This window comes from Mesorhizobium caraganae, assembly GCF_016836705.1.
GTDB classification, from domain to species: Bacteria; Pseudomonadota; Alphaproteobacteria; order Rhizobiales; family Rhizobiaceae; genus Mesorhizobium; species Mesorhizobium caraganae.
In genome coordinates, this window is record NZ_JAFCGY010000003.1 from 190,806 (window position 1) to 211,615 (window position 20,810).

General features: G+C 59.9%; 22 protein-coding genes. 10 read left to right on the plus strand and 12 right to left on the minus strand.

What is annotated here, in order from left to right; translation table 11 throughout:
* Window positions 1-8 precede the first annotated feature (8 nt).
* The gene (locus JQK88_RS10885) at window positions 9-1,007 is read right to left on the minus strand and encodes a nicotinate-nucleotide--dimethylbenzimidazole phosphoribosyltransferase (RefSeq protein ID WP_203278393.1); all 999 of its coding nucleotides are present in this window, start codon (window positions 1,005-1,007) and stop codon (window positions 9-11) included.
* Here JQK88_RS10885 and JQK88_RS10890 point away from each other — a divergent pair.
* From JQK88_RS10890 to JQK88_RS10900, 3 genes are read left to right on the plus strand one after another with little or no spacing between them, the layout of a single operon-like run.
* Window positions 1,006-1,227 (plus strand): hypothetical protein, encoded by a 222-nt coding sequence (locus tag JQK88_RS10890; RefSeq protein ID WP_203278301.1) that lies wholly within the window; start codon window positions 1,006-1,008, stop codon window positions 1,225-1,227. The genes JQK88_RS10885 and JQK88_RS10890 overlap by 2 nt on opposite strands.
* Entirely contained in the window at window positions 1,224-1,457 is a 234-nt protein-coding gene (locus tag JQK88_RS10895) for a DUF1289 domain-containing protein (RefSeq protein WP_203278302.1), read from the plus strand. Before JQK88_RS10890 ends, JQK88_RS10895 begins: the two co-directional genes overlap by 4 nt.
* Window positions 1,458-1,470: 13 nt before the next feature.
* Entirely contained in the window at window positions 1,471-2,175 is a 705-nt protein-coding gene (locus tag JQK88_RS10900; protein WP_192254009.1) for a TIGR02281 family clan AA aspartic protease, read from the plus strand.
* Window positions 2,176-2,180: 5 nt separating this feature from the next.
* On the opposite strand, the gene dusA is transcribed toward JQK88_RS10900, so the two are convergent.
* Window positions 2,181-3,176 carry a tRNA dihydrouridine(20/20a) synthase DusA gene (dusA, locus tag JQK88_RS10905; protein ID WP_192254007.1) on the minus strand — a complete coding sequence of 332 codons (996 nt, stop codon included), beginning with the start codon at window positions 3,174-3,176 and terminating at the stop codon, window positions 2,181-2,183.
* A gap of 151 nt (window positions 3,177-3,327) precedes the next feature.
* Between dusA and JQK88_RS10910 the strand changes: the two genes are divergently transcribed.
* Complete coding sequence (locus JQK88_RS10910) at window positions 3,328-3,972, plus strand: site-specific integrase (protein WP_203278303.1); 645 nt, start codon at window positions 3,328-3,330, stop codon at window positions 3,970-3,972.
* Window positions 3,973-4,180: 208 nt separating this feature from the next.
* Window positions 4,181-4,765 carry a helix-turn-helix domain-containing protein gene (locus JQK88_RS10915; protein ID WP_312037259.1) on the plus strand — a complete coding sequence of 195 codons (585 nt, stop codon included), beginning with the start codon at window positions 4,181-4,183 and terminating at the stop codon, window positions 4,763-4,765.
* Between the two features lie 968 nt (window positions 4,766-5,733).
* Here the strand turns inward: JQK88_RS10915 and JQK88_RS10920 are convergent.
* On the minus strand, window positions 5,734-6,042 hold the full coding sequence (locus tag JQK88_RS10920; RefSeq protein WP_203278304.1) for a DUF1236 domain-containing protein: 309 nt from the start codon (window positions 6,040-6,042) through the stop codon (window positions 5,734-5,736).
* Window positions 6,043-6,377: 335 nt separating this feature from the next.
* Between JQK88_RS10920 and JQK88_RS10925 the strand changes: the two genes are divergently transcribed.
* Entirely contained in the window at window positions 6,378-6,929 is a 552-nt protein-coding gene (locus tag JQK88_RS10925) for a group I truncated hemoglobin (protein WP_203278305.1), read from the plus strand.
* A 516-nt stretch (window positions 6,930-7,445) separates the two neighbouring features.
* Here the strand turns inward: JQK88_RS10925 and JQK88_RS10930 are convergent.
* From JQK88_RS10930 to JQK88_RS10940, 3 genes are read right to left on the minus strand one after another with little or no spacing between them, the layout of a single operon-like run.
* Window positions 7,446-7,811: a response regulator gene (locus JQK88_RS10930; RefSeq protein ID WP_203278306.1), complete on the minus strand. Its 366-nt coding sequence runs from the start codon at window positions 7,809-7,811 to the stop codon at window positions 7,446-7,448.
* Window positions 7,804-8,376, minus strand: a complete 573-nt coding sequence (locus JQK88_RS10935; RefSeq protein WP_312037260.1) for a sensor histidine kinase — start codon at window positions 8,374-8,376, stop codon at window positions 7,804-7,806. Before JQK88_RS10935 ends, JQK88_RS10930 begins: the two co-directional genes overlap by 8 nt.
* Window positions 8,373-9,707, minus strand: coding sequence for a hypothetical protein (locus tag JQK88_RS10940; protein WP_203278307.1), 1,335 nt, complete (start codon window positions 9,705-9,707; stop codon window positions 8,373-8,375). Before JQK88_RS10940 ends, JQK88_RS10935 begins: the two co-directional genes overlap by 4 nt.
* A 551-nt stretch (window positions 9,708-10,258) precedes the next feature.
* Between JQK88_RS10940 and JQK88_RS10945 the strand changes: the two genes are divergently transcribed.
* The 3 genes from JQK88_RS10945 (at window position 10,259) to JQK88_RS10955 (ending at window position 13,762) form a co-directional block, all read left to right on the plus strand.
* Complete coding sequence (locus JQK88_RS10945) at window positions 10,259-10,483, plus strand: hypothetical protein (protein ID WP_192253997.1); 225 nt, start codon at window positions 10,259-10,261, stop codon at window positions 10,481-10,483.
* A 725-nt stretch (window positions 10,484-11,208) separates the two neighbouring features.
* Window positions 11,209-11,967, plus strand: a complete 759-nt coding sequence (locus JQK88_RS10950; protein ID WP_192253995.1) for a response regulator transcription factor — start codon at window positions 11,209-11,211, stop codon at window positions 11,965-11,967.
* 376 nt (window positions 11,968-12,343) lie between these two features.
* Window positions 12,344-13,762, plus strand: coding sequence for a glutamate-1-semialdehyde 2,1-aminomutase (locus JQK88_RS10955; RefSeq protein ID WP_192253993.1), 1,419 nt, complete (start codon window positions 12,344-12,346; stop codon window positions 13,760-13,762).
* Window positions 13,763-13,934: 172 nt separating this feature from the next.
* On the opposite strand, the gene JQK88_RS10960 is transcribed toward JQK88_RS10955, so the two are convergent.
* From JQK88_RS10960 to JQK88_RS10975, 4 genes are all read right to left on the minus strand, one after another.
* Window positions 13,935-14,213, minus strand: coding sequence for a hypothetical protein (locus tag JQK88_RS10960; RefSeq protein WP_246501622.1), 279 nt, complete (start codon window positions 14,211-14,213; stop codon window positions 13,935-13,937).
* A gap of 199 nt (window positions 14,214-14,412) precedes the next feature.
* On the minus strand, window positions 14,413-15,066 hold the full coding sequence (locus tag JQK88_RS10965; protein ID WP_192253992.1) for a PIG-L deacetylase family protein: 654 nt from the start codon (window positions 15,064-15,066) through the stop codon (window positions 14,413-14,415).
* Window positions 15,063-15,878, minus strand: a complete 816-nt coding sequence (locus JQK88_RS10970; protein WP_192253991.1) for a sugar phosphate nucleotidyltransferase — start codon at window positions 15,876-15,878, stop codon at window positions 15,063-15,065. The genes JQK88_RS10965 and JQK88_RS10970 overlap by 4 nt, the downstream gene beginning before the upstream one ends.
* The gene (locus JQK88_RS10975; RefSeq protein ID WP_192253990.1) at window positions 15,875-17,170 is read right to left on the minus strand and encodes a class I SAM-dependent methyltransferase; all 1,296 of its coding nucleotides are present in this window, start codon (window positions 17,168-17,170) and stop codon (window positions 15,875-15,877) included. The genes JQK88_RS10970 and JQK88_RS10975 overlap by 4 nt, the downstream gene beginning before the upstream one ends.
* Before the next feature lie 374 nt (window positions 17,171-17,544).
* On the opposite strand from JQK88_RS10975, the gene rfbC reads away from it, so the two are divergent.
* Window positions 17,545-18,096, plus strand: a complete 552-nt coding sequence (gene rfbC / locus JQK88_RS10980) for a dTDP-4-dehydrorhamnose 3,5-epimerase (protein ID WP_192253989.1) — start codon at window positions 17,545-17,547, stop codon at window positions 18,094-18,096.
* Here rfbC and JQK88_RS10985 read toward each other — a convergent pair.
* Window positions 18,091-19,410 carry a DUF4910 domain-containing protein gene (locus JQK88_RS10985; protein ID WP_203278308.1) on the minus strand — a complete coding sequence of 440 codons (1,320 nt, stop codon included), beginning with the start codon at window positions 19,408-19,410 and terminating at the stop codon, window positions 18,091-18,093. The genes rfbC and JQK88_RS10985 overlap by 6 nt on opposite strands.
* 4 nt (window positions 19,411-19,414) lie before the next feature.
* Window positions 19,415-20,476, minus strand: coding sequence for an NAD-dependent epimerase/dehydratase family protein (locus JQK88_RS10990; RefSeq protein ID WP_203278309.1), 1,062 nt, complete (start codon window positions 20,474-20,476; stop codon window positions 19,415-19,417).
* Window positions 20,477-20,810 lie beyond the last annotated feature (334 nt).

Sequence of the window (20,810 nt, forward strand, 5' to 3'; positions counted from 1 at the left end):
GGCCTGTTCTATGCTTTGACCGCAGCCGCCATGCCCGAACTGGTAAGCGCGGCGGCCTTGACCAGGCCAGCGGCAAGGGCTGCCCCTACCCCCTCGCCGTGGCTGACGCCGAGATCGAGCAGCGGAATGAGGCCGAGCCGCTCGGCGGCAAGCCTTTGGCCGGGCTCCGGCGACAGGCTGGCCAACAGACAATGGTCGAGCGCCGCGGGATTGGCGGCGTGCAGCACGGCCGCCGCGGCGGTCGCGGCAAAGCCATCGAGCAGCACCGGGATCTTCTGCATCCGGGCAGCGATGATGGCGCCGGCGATGGCAGCGAATTCGCGGCCACCGACCCGGCGCAATGCCTCCAGCGGATCCCTGAGAGCAGGGCCGTGAAAGGCAAGGGCGGCGTCGACCACGTCAGCTTTGCGCGCCTGCATGGCCGCGTCGGCGCCCGCGCCTGGGCCGACCCAGTCGCCGCCGCTGCCGCCGAACAGGGCCGCGCACAAGGCGGCCGCAACGGTGGAATTGCCGACGCCGAGATCGCCAAGGCAGATCAGATCGGCGCCGCCGGCAATGGCTTCCATGCCGAAGGCCATGGTGGCGGCGCAGCCGCGCTCGTCGAGGGCGGCGTCCTCGGTGATATCGGCGGTCGCAATGTGCAGCGCCAGGTCGAACACCTTGAGGCCGAGATCGTTGGCGATGCAGACCTGATTGATCGCGGCACCGCCGGCAGCGCAAAGCTCGACGGCACTGGCGGTCGCAGCGACGGCGCGCGGCGAAATGCCGTGACGGGTGACGCCGTGGTTGCCGGCGAAAATCGCCACCAGGGGCCGGTTCACCGACGGCGGCGCGCGCCCGCTCCAGGCTGCAAGCCAGGCCGCGATGTCCTCGATGCGGCCGAGCGAACCCTTCGGCTTGTCGGCCCTCGCAAACAGCGTGCGCACGCGGGCCTCGGCCGCCTCGTCAGCCGGCGGCAGGTTCGCCAGCAGATCGCGGAAATCGTCGAAAGGCAGTGCGCTGGTCATGACGTCGGTGCTCATCTCCAAGATTGCCAAGCGGCATAGCCGCCTTGCCCGGCCGGCACAACCATCAAGCCGCAATCACAAAATCAAGCCGCAACACTGGGCCGTGCCGCAAAAGCGGCTGCAGGCGGCGAAATCCGGAGGGCTTGCATTGGCTTTGCCGTTGCACCATGTGGAAGCGGGACAAGGGATTCCGCAAAGGGATCTCACGAGAACATCATGACGGCCATCGAATCCCCCTGCATCCTGGTCTGTTCGATCGACTTGAAAACCGGCTTCTGTTTCGGGTGTGGTCGCACGCGCGATGAAATTGGCGCCTGGATGGGCATGACGCCGGAAAACCGCCGCAGCGTCATGGCCGAATTGCCGGCCCGGCTGGAGACGGTCGAGCGCCGGCCGCGCCGGGAAACACGCCGTAGCCGCATGGCGCGCGAGCGCGACGTCCTCTCTTGAAACGGCAGGTCCAATGAACCGACTGTTCTGGATCGTGATGGCGGCAATCGGCGTCGGGCTGGTGCTGCTGATGATCAATGACGACGCCGGCAGCACGTTCGGCATCGAGAACTACGATTTCAGCCGGCTGGTCTGGCTGGGCGCGATCGGCTTGCTGGTCAGCGCCGGCCTGATCCGATCCGGCAGGCCGCTCGGCGCCATGGCCCGCAATCTCGGCACCTGGGCCGCGATCGTGCTGGCGCTCATCGCCGGCTACCAGTATCGCTACGAGTTGCAGGATTTCGCAAGCCGGGTGACGGCAGGCCTCATTCCCGGCAGCCCGCTGGCGCTCGGCGTCGAGGATGGCCACGCCACGGTGACCCTGGACAAGGCCGACAGCGGCCATTTCGAGGCCCGCATCACGATCAACGGCGCGCCGATCCGCGCTGTGGTCGATACCGGCGCGACCAGCACGGTGCTGACGGCCGAAGACGCGCAAGCGGCCGGCTTCAATCCGGCTGCATTGAGCTTCACCGTCCCGGTCTCGACCGCCAACGGCATGGCGCGCGCCGCTTCGGTGAGGACCGACGAACTGGCGATCGGTGGCATCGTGCGCAAGAACATGCAGGTCATGGTCGCCGCACCGGGCGCGCTCAGCCAGAGCCTGCTCGGCATGAATTTTATTGGCTCGCTGTCGGGCTTCGACGTGCGCGGCGACCGAATGATTTTGCGCGACTGAACCGCTTAAGCGGCCTGTTCGGCGCGGTCGAAATCGACGGCAGCGAACGCCACCTTCAACACATCCGGCCCTGCGCCGGGCTTCGTCGCATCGGTCGACAGGATCTGCCGGAAGCGGCGCGCGCCGGGCAGACCGTGGAACAGGCCGACCATGTGGCGGGTGACATGGCCGAGCCGCCCACCCTGCTCGATATGCCGCGCGGCGTAATCCGCCATCGTGTCGATCAGCGCGGCAAAATCGAATGCGCCGGGTTCAGCCCCGTAAAACGCAGCATCGACACCGGCCAGAATGCCAGGCGTGTGGTAGGCGGCGCGGCCAAGCATGGCGCCATCGACATGGTCGAGGTGGCGAGCAGCCTCCTCGAGCGATTGAATGCCGCCATTGATGCCGATGAATTTGTTCGGTTTTCCGGCCTTCAGGCGATAGACCCTATCATAGTCGAGCGGCGGGATATCGCGATTTTCCTTCGGGCTCAATCCTTCCAGCCAGGCCTTGCGCGCATGCACCCAGAGCGCGTCGGCGCGGGCCGCGAAGACGCCGTCGGCCAGCGCATCGAGCGCGGGCTCAGGATCCTGCTCGTCGACGCCGATACGGCATTTGACCGTCACCGGGATCTTCACCGCCACCTTCATCGCCGCCACGCTATCGGCGACGAGGTGCGGCACTTTCATCAGGCATGCGCCGAACGTGCCCGACTGGACGCGGTCCGACGGGCAGCCGACATTGAAATTGATCTCGTCATAGCCGAAGGCCTCGCCGATGCGCGCCGCCTCGGCCAGCTTTTGCGGATCGGAGCCGCCGAGTTGGAGTGCTACCGGATGTTCGGTGGCGTCGAAGCCAAGCAGGCGTTCGCGTGCACCATGGATAACGGCATCCGCCACCACCATCTCGGTGTAGAGCAGCGCGCGACGCGTCAGCTGGCGATGGAAGAACCGGCAATGCCGGTCCGTCCAGTCCATCATGGGCGCCACGGCCAGTCTATGGTCTTGATTTTTCAGCATTTTGTCTTTAACATCAATTCGTTAGGCGCAAGCGTAGCCACGCCACTTTACGCAAGAATACGACCCTTTTCGCCACGTTTCGATCTCTCACGGCACACGGATCGCACACGAAAAATGGCCACCTACACAAAACTCTCGTCTGGCTCCTGGCGTGTCCAGTCGCTACGCCAGCGAGACCTTCCTGCGCCGAGACGACGCTGGGCGACCGACGCCGAGCGTCAAGTCGATCGAGACGCCGACCAAGTCCCGTACAGCGCGTCTGAAGACCTTCGGCGAACTCATCGACCTCCATATCGACGACATGTGCGATGTAGGCAAGTCCCCTCGCCGCTCCAAGGCCGCGGCCCTCGCTATGCTCCAACGACATCTCGGCAAGTGCAACATCGCGGCTCTCGATCGCGAACGGCTCATTCGTTTCGGCCGTGACCGGGCTGCCCAAGGTGCTGGACCGATGACGCTAGGCATAGATATCGGCTTTATAAAACTTATCCTGTCTCATGCTGCGGCCGTCCACGGTCTACCGGTGAAGGTCGAACCCGTCGATCTCGCGCGCATCGCGCTTAAGCGCCTCGGCGGTGTCGGCAAGGGATGTGAGCGCGACAGGCGCCCCACCCAGGATGAACTCGACAGGCTAGTCGCTCACTTCGATTCAAACCCTCTTCAGATAGCGCCGGTTGGGCGCATTATACGTTTCGCCGTTGCATCCGCGATGCGTCAGGAGGAAATTTGCAAGGCGCGTTGGTCCGAACTGGATTCTCGCACGCGGATGCTTCTCATCCGGGACCGAAAGGGATAAGAAAGGCAACAATCAGCGCATTCCGCTATTCGCGACGACTGGATACGATGCATGGGCCATTGTTGAGGAGCAGCGCACAAAGCGAAGCAATGACGATGATCGCATTTTCCCATTCAATCATAGGTCAGTCGGAACCGCCTTCCGTAGGGGATGCGCTGACCTGGGCATCCACAGCAGCTGGGCCTGGTCGCGCACCAGGGAAAATGCGGTGATTGCACTGAAACCTGAGAGCTTGGTCGAACTGGCCGCTCATGAATTCGACTCCGGCGATGCCGAACTCCAGCCACCGCCTTTCGGAACCATCGATGCCACGGCGCTGCACATCGCCCAACTGATCAAAGCCGAGCTTGCGCAAAGGGAAAGCGCCAACGAGCTCTATATCGATTCGTTAATCACGCTGTTCGGCGTCCACCTGCTCCGAAAGTACACAAGCCAGAAAAAGCCGACAGCGAAATTAACGAGCGGACTTTCCTCCAGTAGCACCCGTAGATTGCAGGAGTTCCTGAGCGAGAACTTTGCTCGCAAACTGTCCGTCGGCGAACTCGCTGCGGTCGCGGGCTTTTCGCCCGGGCACTTCATCCAGGCGTTCACCAAAACGTTCGGAACGCCGCCGCATAGCCATGTCGTCAAGTTGCGCCTGGACTTTGCCGAAAAACTGCTTGTCAAAGGCAGTCTGACGGTCGCGGAAGTTGCCTATCTCAGTGGGTTTTCGAGCCAGAGTCACCTCACGGCATCGATGACGAAACACAGAAGTACAACCCCCACGCAGATGCGGGCTCGGCGAGAGAGATAGTTCCAGTTGCCTTCTCGATAACCGTGACGGTCCGCTGCATCGATCAGGGTTTGTTGACGGTGTCGTCAACTGCGTTCGCCGTCGATTTGACGTCCCTACCGACGCCTCGGACGGTATTAGCGCAAGCGGAAAGAGCCAGGGCGCAGGCAAGAATAGCGATGGGGGCAAGGTGCAGCAGTTTCACGGCGATATCTCCTCTTCATGACGTAACCCACGGATGCCCATCAAGTTCCAATTAAATAGAGGATCAGCCGCCCCACCTTGCGACTGGAACAAATTTGGCGGCCACAAGTCCGCCAGGAATTCAACCGAAGGGGGAGACTTGATTTGCGGGAGCCGTGGGTACTGAGAAAATGCGATCTGCCCAAGCATGGAAGATCACAACTGGTCACTCGATACACCTCCCAAAATCGATGGCTTACGAATTTCCCTGCCGCCGGCTCTATCGCCGTGCGACGGTGGTAGAAAGCAAATGTAGCGAGTTGTCCTGCGACTACGTTGTTGAGGGCAAGACATGCGCCGTTCCCTACCCCACAATGCAGCGTCAATTTCGCGCCTCTGCACCTTTTGACAAACCTGCTGAACGCCGGAGATATCGGCAATCGCCGCTCGCTGAAAGGATACCCCCAGGAACGGCAATACTGGCCTGCGATCGGGATGACTGAAATGGGCCGACAGCGGACAGTTCGCTTTGGGCTGCGATACACGAGAGCGGACATTCAGATCGTCGCGAACATCGTCGTGAGCTGATCCAAAGGAAGACTCCGAATGCGCGGGCAAATAGGTGCCTCCTACAGTCCCGGGACTATTGGTTGTTGATAATGACGCGCCGTTTCCGGGTGGAGGCCCAAAAAAACCCGCGTTCCAGAGGGGGACTTTGGAAGCGGGCTCTTTAACGACCAAACGCTTGGGGCGTTCGATGTGTCTCTCAACACATCACCGAGGCGTTTGTTCCATTCGCGGCATGATTAGTCGATGACCTGCACGATCCTGCGTGTGTCCGGGTCAACCAGCACCGTACGATTTTGAACGACGACGTACTTGTATTTCACGTCGGGCACGTCGATCGTATGAAGTTCAACCGTGTCGGGCAGAGGCGAACCGACATTGAGTTCCACGCCGAGCAGGCTGACCGACGCAAGCTTCTGCTTGTGCACGTATTCGCGTATGACGGTCTGCTGTTCGGGAGCAATCACGATGACGTCCTCTGCAACGGCCGCACCAACACCGGCGACCAGAACAAACCCGGCGGCGGCAGCGATAAGATAATTCTTCATTGTAAACTCCTGTGAGCTTCGCCTTTGGATCGTCGCGGGCGACTGGCTAGATAGTCCCGTTATGGCGAGCCCATGGAGCTAACTCTGGCCGCTGCCTATCGTTCCCATCAGCGCCGTCTAAATGGTCAGCCCGCTCGGATAGGTCCGGTTGGCGCCTGCACAAATCTTCGCCCATGCCGAAGTTTCGCATGTTGATGGTGGGGATGCCGTCAATCGGAATAATTCGCCTGCGAGACTCGTTAATTCCTCAGACGATGGCGGGGTAAGCCTCTGCCTTCATTGAAGCCGCCAGACAGGCCGCGGCTTGTCCTGGCCCAACTCGGAGGGAACCAGAGATGAAAACGGCTGTTTCGACCTCTTTCACAAGACGGATCGTCGTCGCAGGGCTGGCAGTGACCGCGGCGACTACGGCTGTATTGTCGGCGGAGAACGCGCACGCGCAGGACGGGCAATCCACGCCTGAGAAAAGTCTGTACGAACGGCTGGGTGGCGTCTTCGCCATCGCAGCGGTGGTGGATCACTTCAGTGACGCCGTCGTGAAGAATCCCATCGTCGGCAAGAAATCCAAGAACCCGCAGCTGCGGAAATGGCACACCAAGAACCTGGAAAGGCTGCCCGGCCTCAAGTTCATGCGCACGCTATGGGTCTGCGAGGTTTCTGGTGGACCCTTCAAATTCACGGCCACCAAGCCTGGCACGACGCCGCTCGGCCTTGAGGAGGCGCACCGGGACCTGCGGATATCTCCCGCGGAATTCGATGAGGTCGCAGCGGAACTCGGACGGACCCTGGACCACTTCAAGGTTCCGAAGGCCGAGAAAACCGAGGTCCTGGCAGCCTTCGCCGCGCACAAGGATGAGGTCACCGCCGGCCACGTCAAGAAGGGCTGAAATTCCTGTGTTTCCGCGTTAGGCGGCGGGGCCATGAGAAACGACCCGATGGATGGGGTTCCGGTTGCGCAACAAAGCGCAGTCCCGAGAGATTTCCAGGAGACAACAAAAACCCGCGCCTCTGATGGAGGGCGCGGGCCAATCGGGCGGAGTGCGGGAACGAAAGGGTTTCGGACTCGTCGATGATCTTCGCGGTTTAGTACCAGCGTCCACGGCCGTAGAAGCCGCCGCCGCCTAGTAAAATGACAATAAGAACTATGACCAGAATTGTGGTGATATCCATATCCGCCATGCGCCTCCTATGAGCGTTTCCCTTTATCTCGAGAGCCATGGCGAAAACTATTATCAATAGACATAGCGACTGTGGAGTATTTTTGTTCCAGTGGATTGGATTTATAGGTCGGAAGAATTTCGACAGGTCATCATTCCTGGACGACGCTACCCGACTCTGAGAGGATGCAGACCAATCAGCGCCTTCTAAAATGAGCGTCCCAGCCGCGCTGACCATTGCCTTGATCAAGGAGAAAGAAGGCGCTCGAGTTTGCTGCTGAGTTCGTCAAAGCTGAACGGTTTGCGAAGGACGGCACGGTTGCTGAAGCCTTCGCGCATGTCGCGACCGCTGTTGCCAGTCGAATAGATGAAGGGCACGCCGCGCTCGGCAAGCGCGTCGGCCACGGCATTGCTGTCGTCGCCATCCAGATTCATATCCAGCATGGCTGCATCGAAAGCCTGCGCTTCGATCAGGGCGATCGCCTTTTCGATCGTGGCGGCTGAGATCACGGACTGGCATCCAAGATCGCCCAGCATGTCCTCAATCATCATCAGCACCAGAATTTCATCCTCGACAACGAGGAAGCGACGGCCAGAAAGCAGTTTATTCATCGCGAGCTCCCGGTACCGGAATGTTCATCGTGCAGATCAACCCGTCCGGGCGATAGTCAAGTTGCACAGCGCCTCCGAGTTCGTGGGTCAGGCCGCGCTCGATCACGCGCGAGCCGAACCCCTGTCGCAGCGGTGGCGCAACCGGCGGCCCATCCTTCTCTCGCCAGGAAAGGACCAGCAACCGGCCATCGGGCGTCGGCTTGATCGTCCAGTCGATCCGGATCGAACCCTTGTCGTTGGAAAACGCGCCGTATTTCATTGCGTTGGTCGCCAGTTCGTTGAAGGCGATGCCAAGCGCGAGAGCCGCCTTGGTCGAGAGGCGAATGTTTTCGCCTGAAATCGCCAGGCGCTGCGCCCGCCCGTCGGAGACTCCGAACGGTTCCAGGGCATCGTGGAGGACATCGAGCAACCCGGCGCTGTGCCAGTTTTCGCGCGTCAGCAGGTTGTGCGACCGGGAAAGCGCAAACAGCCGGGACTCGACGGCCTCGCGGATCACCTTTGGATCGGAATTGGCTCGCGATGCCTGCCAGACGATGGACTGCACCGTTGCCAGCGTGTTCTTCACCCGGTGAAGAAAAGGATGCCTGGATCGGCGCTGCCACCTGACACTGAGCTGGCAATTATGCCGGCGAGGGACGCATTCCTGACACTTGTCACGACTGCTTCAGTTTCCGGATCGACCCATTCACGCAGCCGCCCGATTCCGCTGACCAGGACACCGACCATGATCGCCATCATCAGCGATCCGAACACGCCAAGCTGGGAAAGCACCGCGATCGGCCAGCTCGATGCCCGCGAACTGCCGAAACCGACGCCAAGGCCGCTGGTGTCCAGGAAGGACTGAAGGCTCTTGATGTTCCAGTAGGTGCGCTCCAGGCCGGAGGCCGAATCCGCCTTGCTGATAATGGTGGAATTGAGCAACCTGACGAAGGGTTCAAGGACTCCGGCGTTGTAGAGGCTGACGCCCATTATGGCGACCACGCCTGTCGCCATAAAAGCGGTTATCAGTATCTCCTCGCGTTCAACTCGCCCTCGAAGGACCGAAACCAACATCGAGAAGGCGACCGGAAGGCACAGGAGAGTTAGACCGACGTAAGCGGTCGACGAAGTCGACAGAACGGTCAGGAAGAGCAGGATGCCCGCCAACCACTGGGCAAGTCGTGATTTGGTCTTCCTCCAATACGTGTAGCAGAATGCCAGGCAGGCCAGGGAAACGCTGGCGAAGGAAGAGGCCTCCGAAAAAGGTCCCGTGATCCGCACGAATCCAGCCTCGACTGCTTGTGTTATGAGTGCGTAGTTGGCGGTCTTGATCGGCGCCAGCAAGTCTCCTGCCCCTGCATTCTTGCCGACAAGATCGACCAGCCCCATGCCCGCGTGCAGACCGCACCACAAGAAGAAGCCGCGGCGGACCTGGTCAATCCTGTTGGAATGCAGCAGCAACGCACAAAGCGCGATGGCGGTGAGTCCGCCAAGAATGAAGTAGCCCGTCTGTGAAGTGTTGCCTGAAACCGGCGCCAGAGACGCTTCGACGACCGAACCCCGGTTTTTCGACTGCACGAAGACGGTGGTCTGTCCTTCGAAGAATCTTGGAAACAGCCATGCCCCGATGATTGCGTAAGCCATCAGGCTTGTCAGAATCCAGACCGGGCGGATGCTTCCGAACACCGTTCCAAGATCGAACCAGAAGCGACGTCGCGCGGCAACGGCGGTAACCAGCAGTGCCGCAAACATAGTGTAGATCAGCGGAGACGACCCACCCAAGAAAGTCAGCGTCATGATTGCCGTCGCCCCGAATGCCTGGGAAGCGACAAGGCCGATAATCAGCATTCCCCTGGAATAGTAGGCGATGACCAAAATGGCCACGACCACCAGCAGCCCCGGCAAGGACACCTGCATTGCTGACCGAGCCTCCCGCTTGGCTCCGGGTTACGCGGACGCGCGAAGCTGTCCGACGGCTCATCTTTCGGCAGATGGATATCCCGGGCAAGAGAGCCAAAGTGCGTAGCCCGACACCCGCATCTGCAAGACACGGCAAGTACTTCTACCTACGATGGGAACCAAGAGGTGGTCGTCCGCTCGGCGGAGGCTTGAAGACTGAATGGCTGCATGTCCCGCCCACGGCTGTCGCAAAACGCACGCGGCATGATCGCAGGACGTGAAAATAGGTGCCCTTTCGCTTTCGAGAGGGGACCATCTAGTCGATGGACTCCTCGAGTTGTTTCGCGATTGCGGTCTTTTCGTAATCCGGCTCACGCCTCCTGCAAACGGCTAACCTCAATTCGCGAACGCCTACTAAAGAACGCCTCGACCAGAGAAAAGGGTAATCTATACTAGGATTGCAGGTTGTTTTTGGTGCCAATCGCAAAACCCTGTGCTAATGATGAAATCGCGGGAGCGCTGGGCAACGGGTGGGTTGTTGGAGTGCCGGCACGAGGAGGAGAAGCGGTATGACCATTCAGGTTGTACATAGCGCATTCGGTCCCAAGCAAGTCAGGCAACTCAAGGAAGTTTACGAGCGTGCGCGGGCCGTGGAGGCAAAGTACCCCGAGTCCCACATTGCCAGCAAAGCCGCCAAAAGGCTGATAGCCGCCTTCGAAGCCGTGATCCAGACGGACGGGACGGTTCTGGATGTGCACTGGCTAAGCGAGGCTGATCCTCAAGGAAACGCCTGAGACCAGGCCTCCATCCAGCGTCCGCGAAGCCTTCGGGCAGACGACTAATTGCTGTCGACGCCAGCTACGCCCTGCAGGCGGATCCTGCTTGCCGTTCCAAATCAAACTTCTCTGGGAACTGGCCTGACCGCGTGTTTGCCGCGCGGGGCGATAGGGGAGCCGTTGGGCGGGCAGTGACTCCCCTATCCTGTCCTCCGCGTTTTCGCCGCAGACAGGCAGCGTAAGCCTTGAGCACACGCCGGCATTCCAATGTTCAGCCTGGTGCATGTGCCGTCAACGAAGCTTTTGGAGGTAAGATGTAGTGTCGTCAGGGGATACGAGCAGATCCTGCTTCGGCCTATCGGATGAGGACCGGCCGAACAGTCGCAATCGGGGTGATCTGCTTGGCTGATTGGCTGACGGCATGATGTGTCCGACAAGGTACGGTGCTGGCCAAGCGTCCTCAAGGGATCGCAGCGCTTTGGGGTCCAGCTTGGCTACGTCTTTTTGAAGACTTAAAAATTTATAGAAAATTAACCTAAGTTAGAGACTGCTTATGAAGAACTCATAGACTGCTCAAGCTGTTCTAGGTGGCGGGCAGTGAGGAACTGCTCAAGGCTCCAAGCTGGGGTAATCCAGCCTGAAGCTTTTCAATGGGCTGGGTATCAAACTTCAATCCAAAAGAATGAGGGAGCTCTATTGGGCCGCCGTCAGGCAGATCGCGTTGGGGAAAGGCGGGTATTAATATGAGTTCTACAGTAGGGTTGCATAGTTACACTTCAACAAATCAGACAGGAGTTCCGTCCGGCGGAACTGAAAATGTCAACGAACAGGCGGGCAGGCAGTGCCTCCTCATCCTGGACGGAAGGGCCCTAGATCGCGAGTGTCTCGCATCGGCCCTTGAGGACCACGAACTCGGCATGGCGGTCGTCGCTATGGGTTCGATCGACGAATGGCGCGTGAAGAAGGGTTCGGCCCCTCCCCTTGCAGCCATACTCTTCAACCTTGGCGGCCGGAAAGTCACCGACCATGGCATCGCAGACGAGATCAGGCATATCTCATCCGAGTTCAAGTCAGTGCCGGTGGTTATCTTGGCCGACACAGAGGATCTTGCACAGATATTGACGGCTCTCGAATGCGGCGCACGCGGCTACATTCCGACTTCGGTCGGGATCGATGTGTGTGTCGAAGCGATCAACCTTGCGGCCGCGGGAGGCATCTTCGTCCCGGCGAGCAGTGTCCTTTCCATGCGGCACCTGATAGATTCAGGCAACTGCGACACGCGGCCTTTGACGGGCATGTTCACGCTCAGGCAGGCTGAGGTCGCTCAGGCGCTCCGACGTGGCAAGGCGAACAAGATCATCGCCTACGAGCTGAACCTGCGTGAAAGCACAGTGAAGGTCCACATCCGAAACATTATGAAGAAGCTGAAGGCGACCAACCGGACGGAAGTCGCCTACAAGGTCAACGATCTCTTCGCAGACGGAGCTCTGGCGGAAGAGTGATCGCGAGTGACAAGACGGCCCGCCTTGGTGAAATCCTGGCGGGCCGCGTTTGCATTGTTTTGATACAAATTCATTGAGCTTGCGAATGTCGTGGGATCTCCGTTGGAGCGAATGACATCCGGGAGCCGCGACGAACACGGCCGCGGTCCGATGCGGTTCGTTGCCCAAGCTTCCTGTCGATGACAATGACGAGGTGCTCGAAACGCCCGGGTTCGCCGCGGTGATCTCGTTCTGAGCTTCGAAAACTGTTCCATCGCGCGGTGTCAAGGCCCGTGCCCGCCTCGGTATCCACCATAAGTTCTAACCGATGACCTTATGGAGAACGCGAAATCCCGAGCCGAAAATGTAGACTTGCTGCCGGAATGGAGTGGTCGGCATGTCTGAGCAAAGCCTTCGTTTTCACAAGTCCGTCCGCCTGCAGGAACGCGGCCGTGAACTGATCCCGGGCGGCAGTCACACCTACGCGAAAGGTGAGGACCAGTTTCCCGTCCTTGCGCCAGGCTTCATCGAGCGTGGTTTGGGGTGCCATGTCTGGGACGTCGACGGGAACGAGTACATCGAATACGGCATGGGCAACCGTTCCGTTGGGCTGGGGCATGCCTATCCGACCGTGCTGAGAGCGGTGGAGACGGCCCTTCATGGCGGCTCCAATTTCACGCGGCCCGCCAGGATCGAGGTCGACTGCGCCGAGACGTTCCTGGAGCTTATCGGCGCTGAGATGGTGAAGTTCTGCAAGGACGGATCGGATGCAACTTCAGGGGCCGTCCGTCTTGCCCGCGCCTACACTGGCCGCGATCTCGTTGCCTGCTGCGCCGACCATCCTTTCTTTTCGACAGACGATTGGTTCATCGGGACCACGCCGATGAATGCCGGAATTCCAGAGACGGTACGAAACCTGACCGTCACTTTCCGGTACAACGACATCGCCTCCGTGAAGGACTTGTTCGACAGATACCCCGGCAAGCTGGCCGCCCTCATCCTGGAGCCTACCCGTGGCGACGATCCAGAGGACGGGTTCCTGCATCAAGTACAGCGCCTTTGTAGGGAAAAGGGTGCGCTGCTCATTCTCGACGAGATGATCACCGGCTTCAGGTGGCATAAGTCCGGGGCGCAGAAGCTCTACGGCATCGAACCGGACCTGTCGACGTTTGGCAAGGCGCTTGGCAATGGGTTTTCGGTCTCTGCCCTGGCGGGCAAACGCGAATACATGCGGCTCGGCGGCCTCGAGCATACCGATCGCCCAAGGGTGTTTCTGCTGTCCACCACACACGGCGCGGAGACCCATGCGCTCGCGGCGGCGATCGCGACCATGCGCACTTACCAGAGCGAGCCTGTGGTCGAACACCTGTACCGACAGGGGACGAAACTGAGGGAAGGAATAGGAGAGGCCGCCAAACGACATGGCGTGGATGGGCACTTCAAGGTTGTCGGCCGCTCCTGCTGTCTGGCCTATGCAACGCTCGACCCCAACGGCAAGCCATCGCAGGCATACCGCTCGTTGTTCCTGCAGGAGACGATCCGGCGTGGAGTGCTCATGCCGTCGCTCGTCGTCAGCTACACTCACGACGACGCGGCAATCATGAAGACGATAGAAGTCGTCGACGGTGCGCTGGCGGTGTATGCGCAGGCCCTGGAATCGGGGACGAGCCGTTTCTTGGTAGGCCGCCCCTCGCAGGTCGTCTTCCGCCGCTATAACAATGGCGATGAACGAGCTGAAATTGTTACTCCAGAACCTCAACCCACGAGCAATGCGACCAGGAGGCAATCAGCAACCCGGCTCGCGGTGACATCTTGACGCCCCGAAAGCATTGCTTTCTCGCATTCCTTTGGTCAAGGAAGGAGCCGTTTCCGCACAAGGCGACGGGTTCTCACTTCGTTTTGGAACCGGTAGGGTAAAGTCTGTCTGACAGACGAGCCGACGTATCAGGACACGGGCCCAGAGGCTTCGCTGCTGCGGAATCCGCCGATCAATCTACAGCGGGAACAGGCTCGGCGAAGGTGTATCTGCCCACCCATCTAACGGCTTCCTCGATCGTATCGAAGTTCTTGTGCTGCCCACTCAGCAGCCCGAATCCGGTCTCGAGGAACCATTTGCCTTTCGTGCAATAGGCTTCCTCGTCGATCTGTGTAAGGACTGCAACTAGCTGGTCGGATTTCCACACCAGAACACCGGATTCTCCGCCCTCGACCGTTCCGATCCGCGCTTCGCTGAGCGAGAATCCACGAGCAATCTCTTCTTTGCCCACGTTGATGCTTCCCCAACTTCAAAATGGATTGTAAAAATCCGGCAGCTTGAATGGCTGCTTCTGGAGGTATCTTTTTCGTCCTTTTCGCCAACGGCGACAGTCGAGTTGTTAGCAGATCGCCCCGTGAGTTCAATGCCCTTTCACTCGATTTGTTCGTTGATCCACCGATAGTTTTTCGCGAGAGAAAGTGTGAGAACTTCTAAAGAATTTTGGCCTTTCGCAGCGTGAAAGCCTCGGCGAAATGCTCGGGCGCCCGGCATTCCATCCCACGCAATCTGGCAAGCCCGGCGAATGTCTCGCGGTCGAACCAGTCCTTGGAGCGCTGCGTCCCGAAGTGCTCATGGAGAAGTTCGATCTTGCGTTCCAGCACGGCGGCCGTGAGCGGCACGTAGGCATTGGGCTGGCAGAGGTCACCATCCCATTTCGGGATCTCGTATTCGAGCACCAAGTGATCGCGGAAGATGTTCCAGGTCAATTGGTTGACCTCCCGATGGTCCTGATGGGCGTCCAACCTGGCGTGGGTTAACACAACGTCGGGATGAACCCGTGATCTCACATCCATCAGCCACTGCTTTATCGATCGGCTATGGGCGGGGAAGTAGCTGTCTTCGAAATCCGCAACGTCGACTGTGGACGAGCGCGATCCTTCGAGAAAGGCCTCGGCCGAAGCCCTTGCTTCCGCCGACCGCTGACCGTCTGCGCTCAGCACACACCAGTGGACGTCCAGTTTGACCCCCGAGGCTATCAAGCCGAGTATTGTGCCACCCGCGCCGATCTCGATGTCGTCGGAATGGGCGCCAACGCAGAGGATCGAGAGCTCCTCGCCGGGATGTGCGAGGCGAAGCCCTCTCATGATGCGGCCAGCACCATGCTGCGCCTTTTCTTTTCGGCGGTGACCTTCCTATTCCATGGCATGTCGCCCTTCTCGACCATGTCTTCGAGCGATTGCCAATCACGCAGCGTATCCATCGAACGCCAGAAGCCCTCGTGTTTATACGCCATCAGCATGTTGTCATCGATCAACCGCCTGAAGGGTTCGAGAACGAGTTCCTCACCGTCGCGCATGTAGTCGAAGATCTCGGGACGGAATACGAAATAGCCGCCATTGATCCAGATCTCCGAGGTGTCCGTCGTACGGAACTCGCGCACGCGCCCGTCCTCCGCGATGTCGGCCAAATGGTACGTCAGTGGCGCCCGCACTGCGAGGAAGCAGCCGATCTTGCCGCTGGCCTCGAACTTCGCAATCACATCGTCGAGGTCGACATTAGTCAGGCCGTCGGAGTAGTTGGCCAGGAACATCTTCTCGTTCTTGACGTGATCCCTCGCGGCCCACAGGCGCTCTCCGATGTTGCGCCAGATGCCCGTGTCGAGCAGGGTGATGCTCCAGTCCTTGACTGTGTCGCCGAGCAGTTGCACGTCCTGGCCGCCACGGGTAACCACGCAATCGGAAAAGGTCTGCGGCCGGGTGTTCAGGAAGAAGTCCTTGATGACGTTGGCCTTGTAGCCCAGGCACAAGACGAAGTCGTCATGCCCGTAATCGCTGTACCACTGCATGACATGGCGCAGGATCGGCTGGTGGCCGAGCGGAATCATCGGCTTCGGTATGCTGTCGGAATAGTCGCGAATCCGGGTCCCGCGCCCGCCGCAGAAAAGGACGACTTTCATCTCGGTGGCTCCGATGGATCGATCACTGTCACGAAAGGAATTGGCACCACGAACTTCGCGCCCCAAGCGGCGACATGGTGCAGTTGCTTGATGATCTCGTCCTTCAGGTTCCATGGAAGGATCAGTATGTAGTCCGGCTTGGCCTGGTCGATCGCCTCGATGGATTTGATCGGGATGTGCATGCCCGGTGTGAAACGACCGTGCTTGTAGGGATTGCGGTCCACCGTGAAGTCGAGGAAGTCGGTGCCGATGGCGCAATAGTTGAGCAGCGTGTTGCCCTTGCCGGGCGCGCCATAACCGCAAATCCTCTTGCCTTCGTTCTTGGCCGAGATCAGGAACGCCAGGAGATCGCGTTTCGCGCGCTCCGCCTTGTAGGCGAAGGAGGTGTAGGTCGTCATGTCCGTCAACCCATGCCTTTTTTCGCGCTCGAGGAGTTCGGCCACACGGTCATCTGTGGCCCACCTGCTGTCCTCGTTGGCGAGATAGACGCGAAGCGAGCCGCCATGGGTCGGAAGTTCCTCGACGTCGATCAGCCGCAGTCCATGGCGGGTCGCCATCAGGTCGATCGTCAGCAGCGAGAAATATGAAAAATGCTCGTGGTAGATAGTGTCGAACTGGTTTTCGGCCATCAGCCGCTCGATATGCGGGAACTCGAGGGTGACCACGCCCTCTGGTTTGAGCAGGATTTTTATCCCCGCGACGAAGTCGTTGAGGTCAGGCACCTGCGCCAAAACGTTGTTGCCGATGATGAGGTCGGCGCGCAGTCCCTCGGCCACCATCTGAAGTGCCAGCCGTACCCCGAAGAAGTCGACCCGGGTGGGCACGCCCTTCTCGATAGCCGCGCGCGCGACATTGGCGGCCGGCTCGACACCCAGTACGGGAACGCCGAGTGGCAGGAAGTGTTGCAGCAGATAACCGTCATTGCTTGCCAGTTCCACCGCAAAGCTGTCGGCGCCAAGCCCAAGGCGCTTCGTTATCGTTTCGCAATAGGCTTTCGAATGAGCCACCCAGCTTGTCGAAAAGGACGAGAAATAGGCGTATTCGCTGAAGATGGTCTCGGGACTCACATACTCCTTGAGCTGCACCAGGTAGCAGCGCTCGCAGACCATGACGTTGAGCGGAAAGTAGAGTTCCATCTGGTCAAGCTGGTCGGCCTGCAGGAAGCTCTCGCAAGGAGGCGACATGCCAAGGTCGACCAGAGTGTGGCGCAGGCGCGATCCGCAGAGCCTGCAACCGACATTTCGGCGTGCCGTGTTATAGTCGCGAACGATTTCGACAGCCTCAATGTTCATTCCGTACTCCTGTCGCGATGGCGCGGTGGTTTGAAAAACGGAAAACGCGGGGGCCTGACACTGAACCTGTGCCCGCCGCGTCTCCGTAGGAGGCTCTCCTTTGGAGAGTGCTTCTTGGTGAGTGCTTCTTTTGCGTCGCAGGTTAGGACGGAGCGCCCAAGGGTTCGATTTGCCAATCCGTTGGGAGCCTTAATCCTTATAGCGAAACGGCTGCCGCATTGGCCGCCGTCAGGACCACCGAACGGGTAGTACTGCCGGCCCGGCATACCGCCATCGGAGAGGCCCTCTAAGGCTTAGGTAGCTCTTCCAGCCGGGCACGCCGTGCCGACAATCGGACTGCCGGTCCTTGCCCGGCCATTGGGGGTTAGGGCGATATGCAGTTTACCGAGACTGAGCTGAAGGGTGTCTGGCTGATCGAGCCGACGCCGGTGATTGATGACCGCGGTTCCTTCACCCGCCTCTTCTGCGAAAAAGAGATGGCCGACTGCGGGCTGGCGACGCGCTTTGTCCAGCACAGCCGCGCACATTCCGTCAGAAAGGGTACTCTTCGGGGGCTGCACTATCAGGAGGATCCATACACCGAAGTGAAGCTCGTCTCCTGTGTCCGCGGCGCGATTTTCGATGTTGTCGTTGACCTGCGCCCGAACTCACCGACACGCCACAGCTGGCTGGCCTTCGAGTTGACGCCCGAAAACATGAAACAGGTCTACATCCCAGCAGGGTTCGCCCACGGGCTACAGACCCTGACGGATGATGCCGAGGTCTCATACCTCATATCGCAGTTCTATACGCCTCACGCATCGACGGGCGTCCGCTACAACGACCCTGCGTTTTCGATAGGCTGGCCTTTGATGCCGACGGCGATGTCGGAAAGGGACAGGACGTGGCCGCTGCTCAAGCAGCGGACCGCAGCCGGCGTCTCATAAAGCCGCAGCCAGGAGACCATGATCCAACAGTAATTTCGCGGCGGCGGCCAGTTCCCAGAATGGCAGGCCCGAGCGTTCCGCCATAGCCAGAAGCGAATGCTGTCCGTCGGCTAGATTTAACACCCAGAGCAGCGACATCGAGGTGGCGCCCGAAGATTTCTGCCCTCCCAGCGCAGCGTAGAGGCCGCGCTTTCCGAGTTGTGGTTCGCCCTTGGGAAAGAGGTTCAACGGCGTCCAGTCCTCTTCGACGATGTCGATCACCTCCGTCAGGATGCGGAAGGAATCCTCCAGGTGTTCCGGCCTGATGAAGTCGAGATTGTCGGCAGATGTGTGGTATTCGGGAAATGTGCCGTGGACGCTCCGCTGGAACATGCCGACCGGAAGATTGAAGCCCGGCGAACAATACTGCCTCTCGTCATAGCCGTAAGGGGAGAAATCCATCAGCTTTGCCCCGGCTTCACCCCCGAGCACGTAGGCCATGGCGCGGTCGATGAAGGCGTCGCCGCGGCGGCTGCGCTTGTATGCCGGGCTTCCTGCATCACCTAGGCATGACAGCACCAGACCGTGGTCGATGAGATATGTCCTGTCCTCGTTGCGGGACAGCCACGCGAGCGCGCCGATCGTGCCAGGGGCGAACAGGAAGCGGTAGCTGTATCGTGTCTTCCTTGCCTTCAGGCTTCGCGCAAGGGTCGCCAGCAGGGCCAGGCCCGAACAGTTGTCATTGGCGAGTGACGGATGGCAAATGTGCGCCGAAAGCAGGAATTCTCGCTCCGTATGTCCGCGGTGCAGGTATTCGCCGTAAGTGAGGCAGCCGTCCTTGAGTTCGGCATCGATCTCGACCCGGTAGAGACCCTCGGGCATTTTGGCCACGCGGTCGTGAGCTACGCAGAAGCCCCATGTCGGGGCGTAGTAGGAGGTGCGGTAGGGGATCAAGCCCGGCTGTTCGGGCAATGTATGGATATGCCGCCTCAATTCGTCGAGCGGCAGGGTCCCCTTGAAGGGCATGCTGTAGTTGACGACGTGCAGATTGGAGTCGGCAAAGTCTACGACCGTTTGCCCGTCCGGGCCTGTAATGCTCGCCGAGCGGATGTTCCACTCCTGTGGAACAGTCCAGTCGAACACCTGCGTCCCTGTGGGCACCTCATGCCGTTCTAGGTCAACTTGCTCCGACAGGATATCCAGCGTTCGTCGCACACCGTCTCCGGTGATGCTCCTGCAAATCGGAAAGAGACGTTCGGACAAGGAATAGATTTCCTGGCCGACGCCGGTAGAAGACGGCGACAGGCCGAGTCCGCCGGGGTTCAAATGTTCCATCCGGTTACCCCGCCGCGCCCTCCAGCGCTCGCGAAGGTTCGGTGACCCGCATCCGCTGGTCGAGAAGTCCGCTGGCCAGAAGGTACCGGATGTGGCCAATGCGCTGGAAGCGCGGCCCCTCGAACTCCTCGAGAGTGATGTTCGACTTGCAATAAGCCTGGTAAAGCTGCTCGGCGCCCCTGTGCGCATCCCATTGCGGCCTGAAGGCAGGAAGAGCGCGCGCGATCTTGTCGAAGCTGACACGGTAGGACCGCTTGTCGGGCCCAGCATCCGCCGCAAATTCAAGCCGGCAGCCCGGCACGACCTTGGCGACAATCTCGGCTATGTCGCGAATCCTGTAGTTGTGGTCCGTTCGTCCCACATTGAAGGCCTCGTTGTGGATGATCTCGCGTGGCGCTTCCAGTCCGGCGATGAACGCCCTTGAAATGTCCTCGATATGGACGATCGGCCGCCACGGTGTCCCGTCGGACTTCAGGAGGATCACGCCTTTGGTGATGGCCCAGGCAACCAGATTGTTCAGCACGATGTCGAAGCGGAGCCGGGGCGACAGGCCGTAGGCCGTGGCGGGCCGGAAATAGATGGGAGAGAAGCTGCTGTCGGCCAGTTCTGAAATATCACGTTCCGAAAGCACCTTGGACCAGCCATAGGCCGTAACCGGGTTCAGTACGACCGTTTCGTCGACCATTTCGTCGCCCGCCTGTCCGTAGTTACTGCACGATGACGCGAACAGGAAGCGCGACACGCCGGCCTCCTTGGCCGCCTTTGCGAAACGGACGCTGCCCCTGTGGTTGATCTCGTAGGTGATGCCCGGATCGAGATCGGACAGCGGATCGTTGGAAAGAGCCGCCAGGTGGATGACGGCATCGAACCCTTCGAGGTCGCGCGCATCCACATCCCTGACGTCCTTTTGAACGGCCGGAACGGAAGCCCGCTCCCCGCCCGAAGCAAAGGTGCAGCGCCGGTAGAGATCGCTGTCGTAACCCGTCACCGTATGCCCTGCGCGCAGCAGCATCGGCACCATTACCGAGCCGATATAGCCTAGATGGCCGGTTACCATGACTTTCATCGCACACCTTTTTGTCGAGCGGATATGATCGCGCAGAGGCTACTTGGGCTGAAAGGGTTGGGCGAGAACGCCAATAGGCGGTCAGAATGCCCTGTTGGACGAGCTCTTGCCGCCGGCTAGTTCCTTCGGATGGCGCGCGCCTAATCCTTTCGGATACTCTCTCCGGGGGCGTCGCGAGCAGGAATTATTCGGGACCTCGAGGTTCGACGCGATTGCAAACGTGCCGGACGGCAGCTCAAAAGACGATGAAGCATTTTGACGTGGACCCCGCGAAATCCGCCGAGTTCTGTCCGCTTGGTCCTCCTCGCGCCAAGATATTGATTCTGCGCGGTGT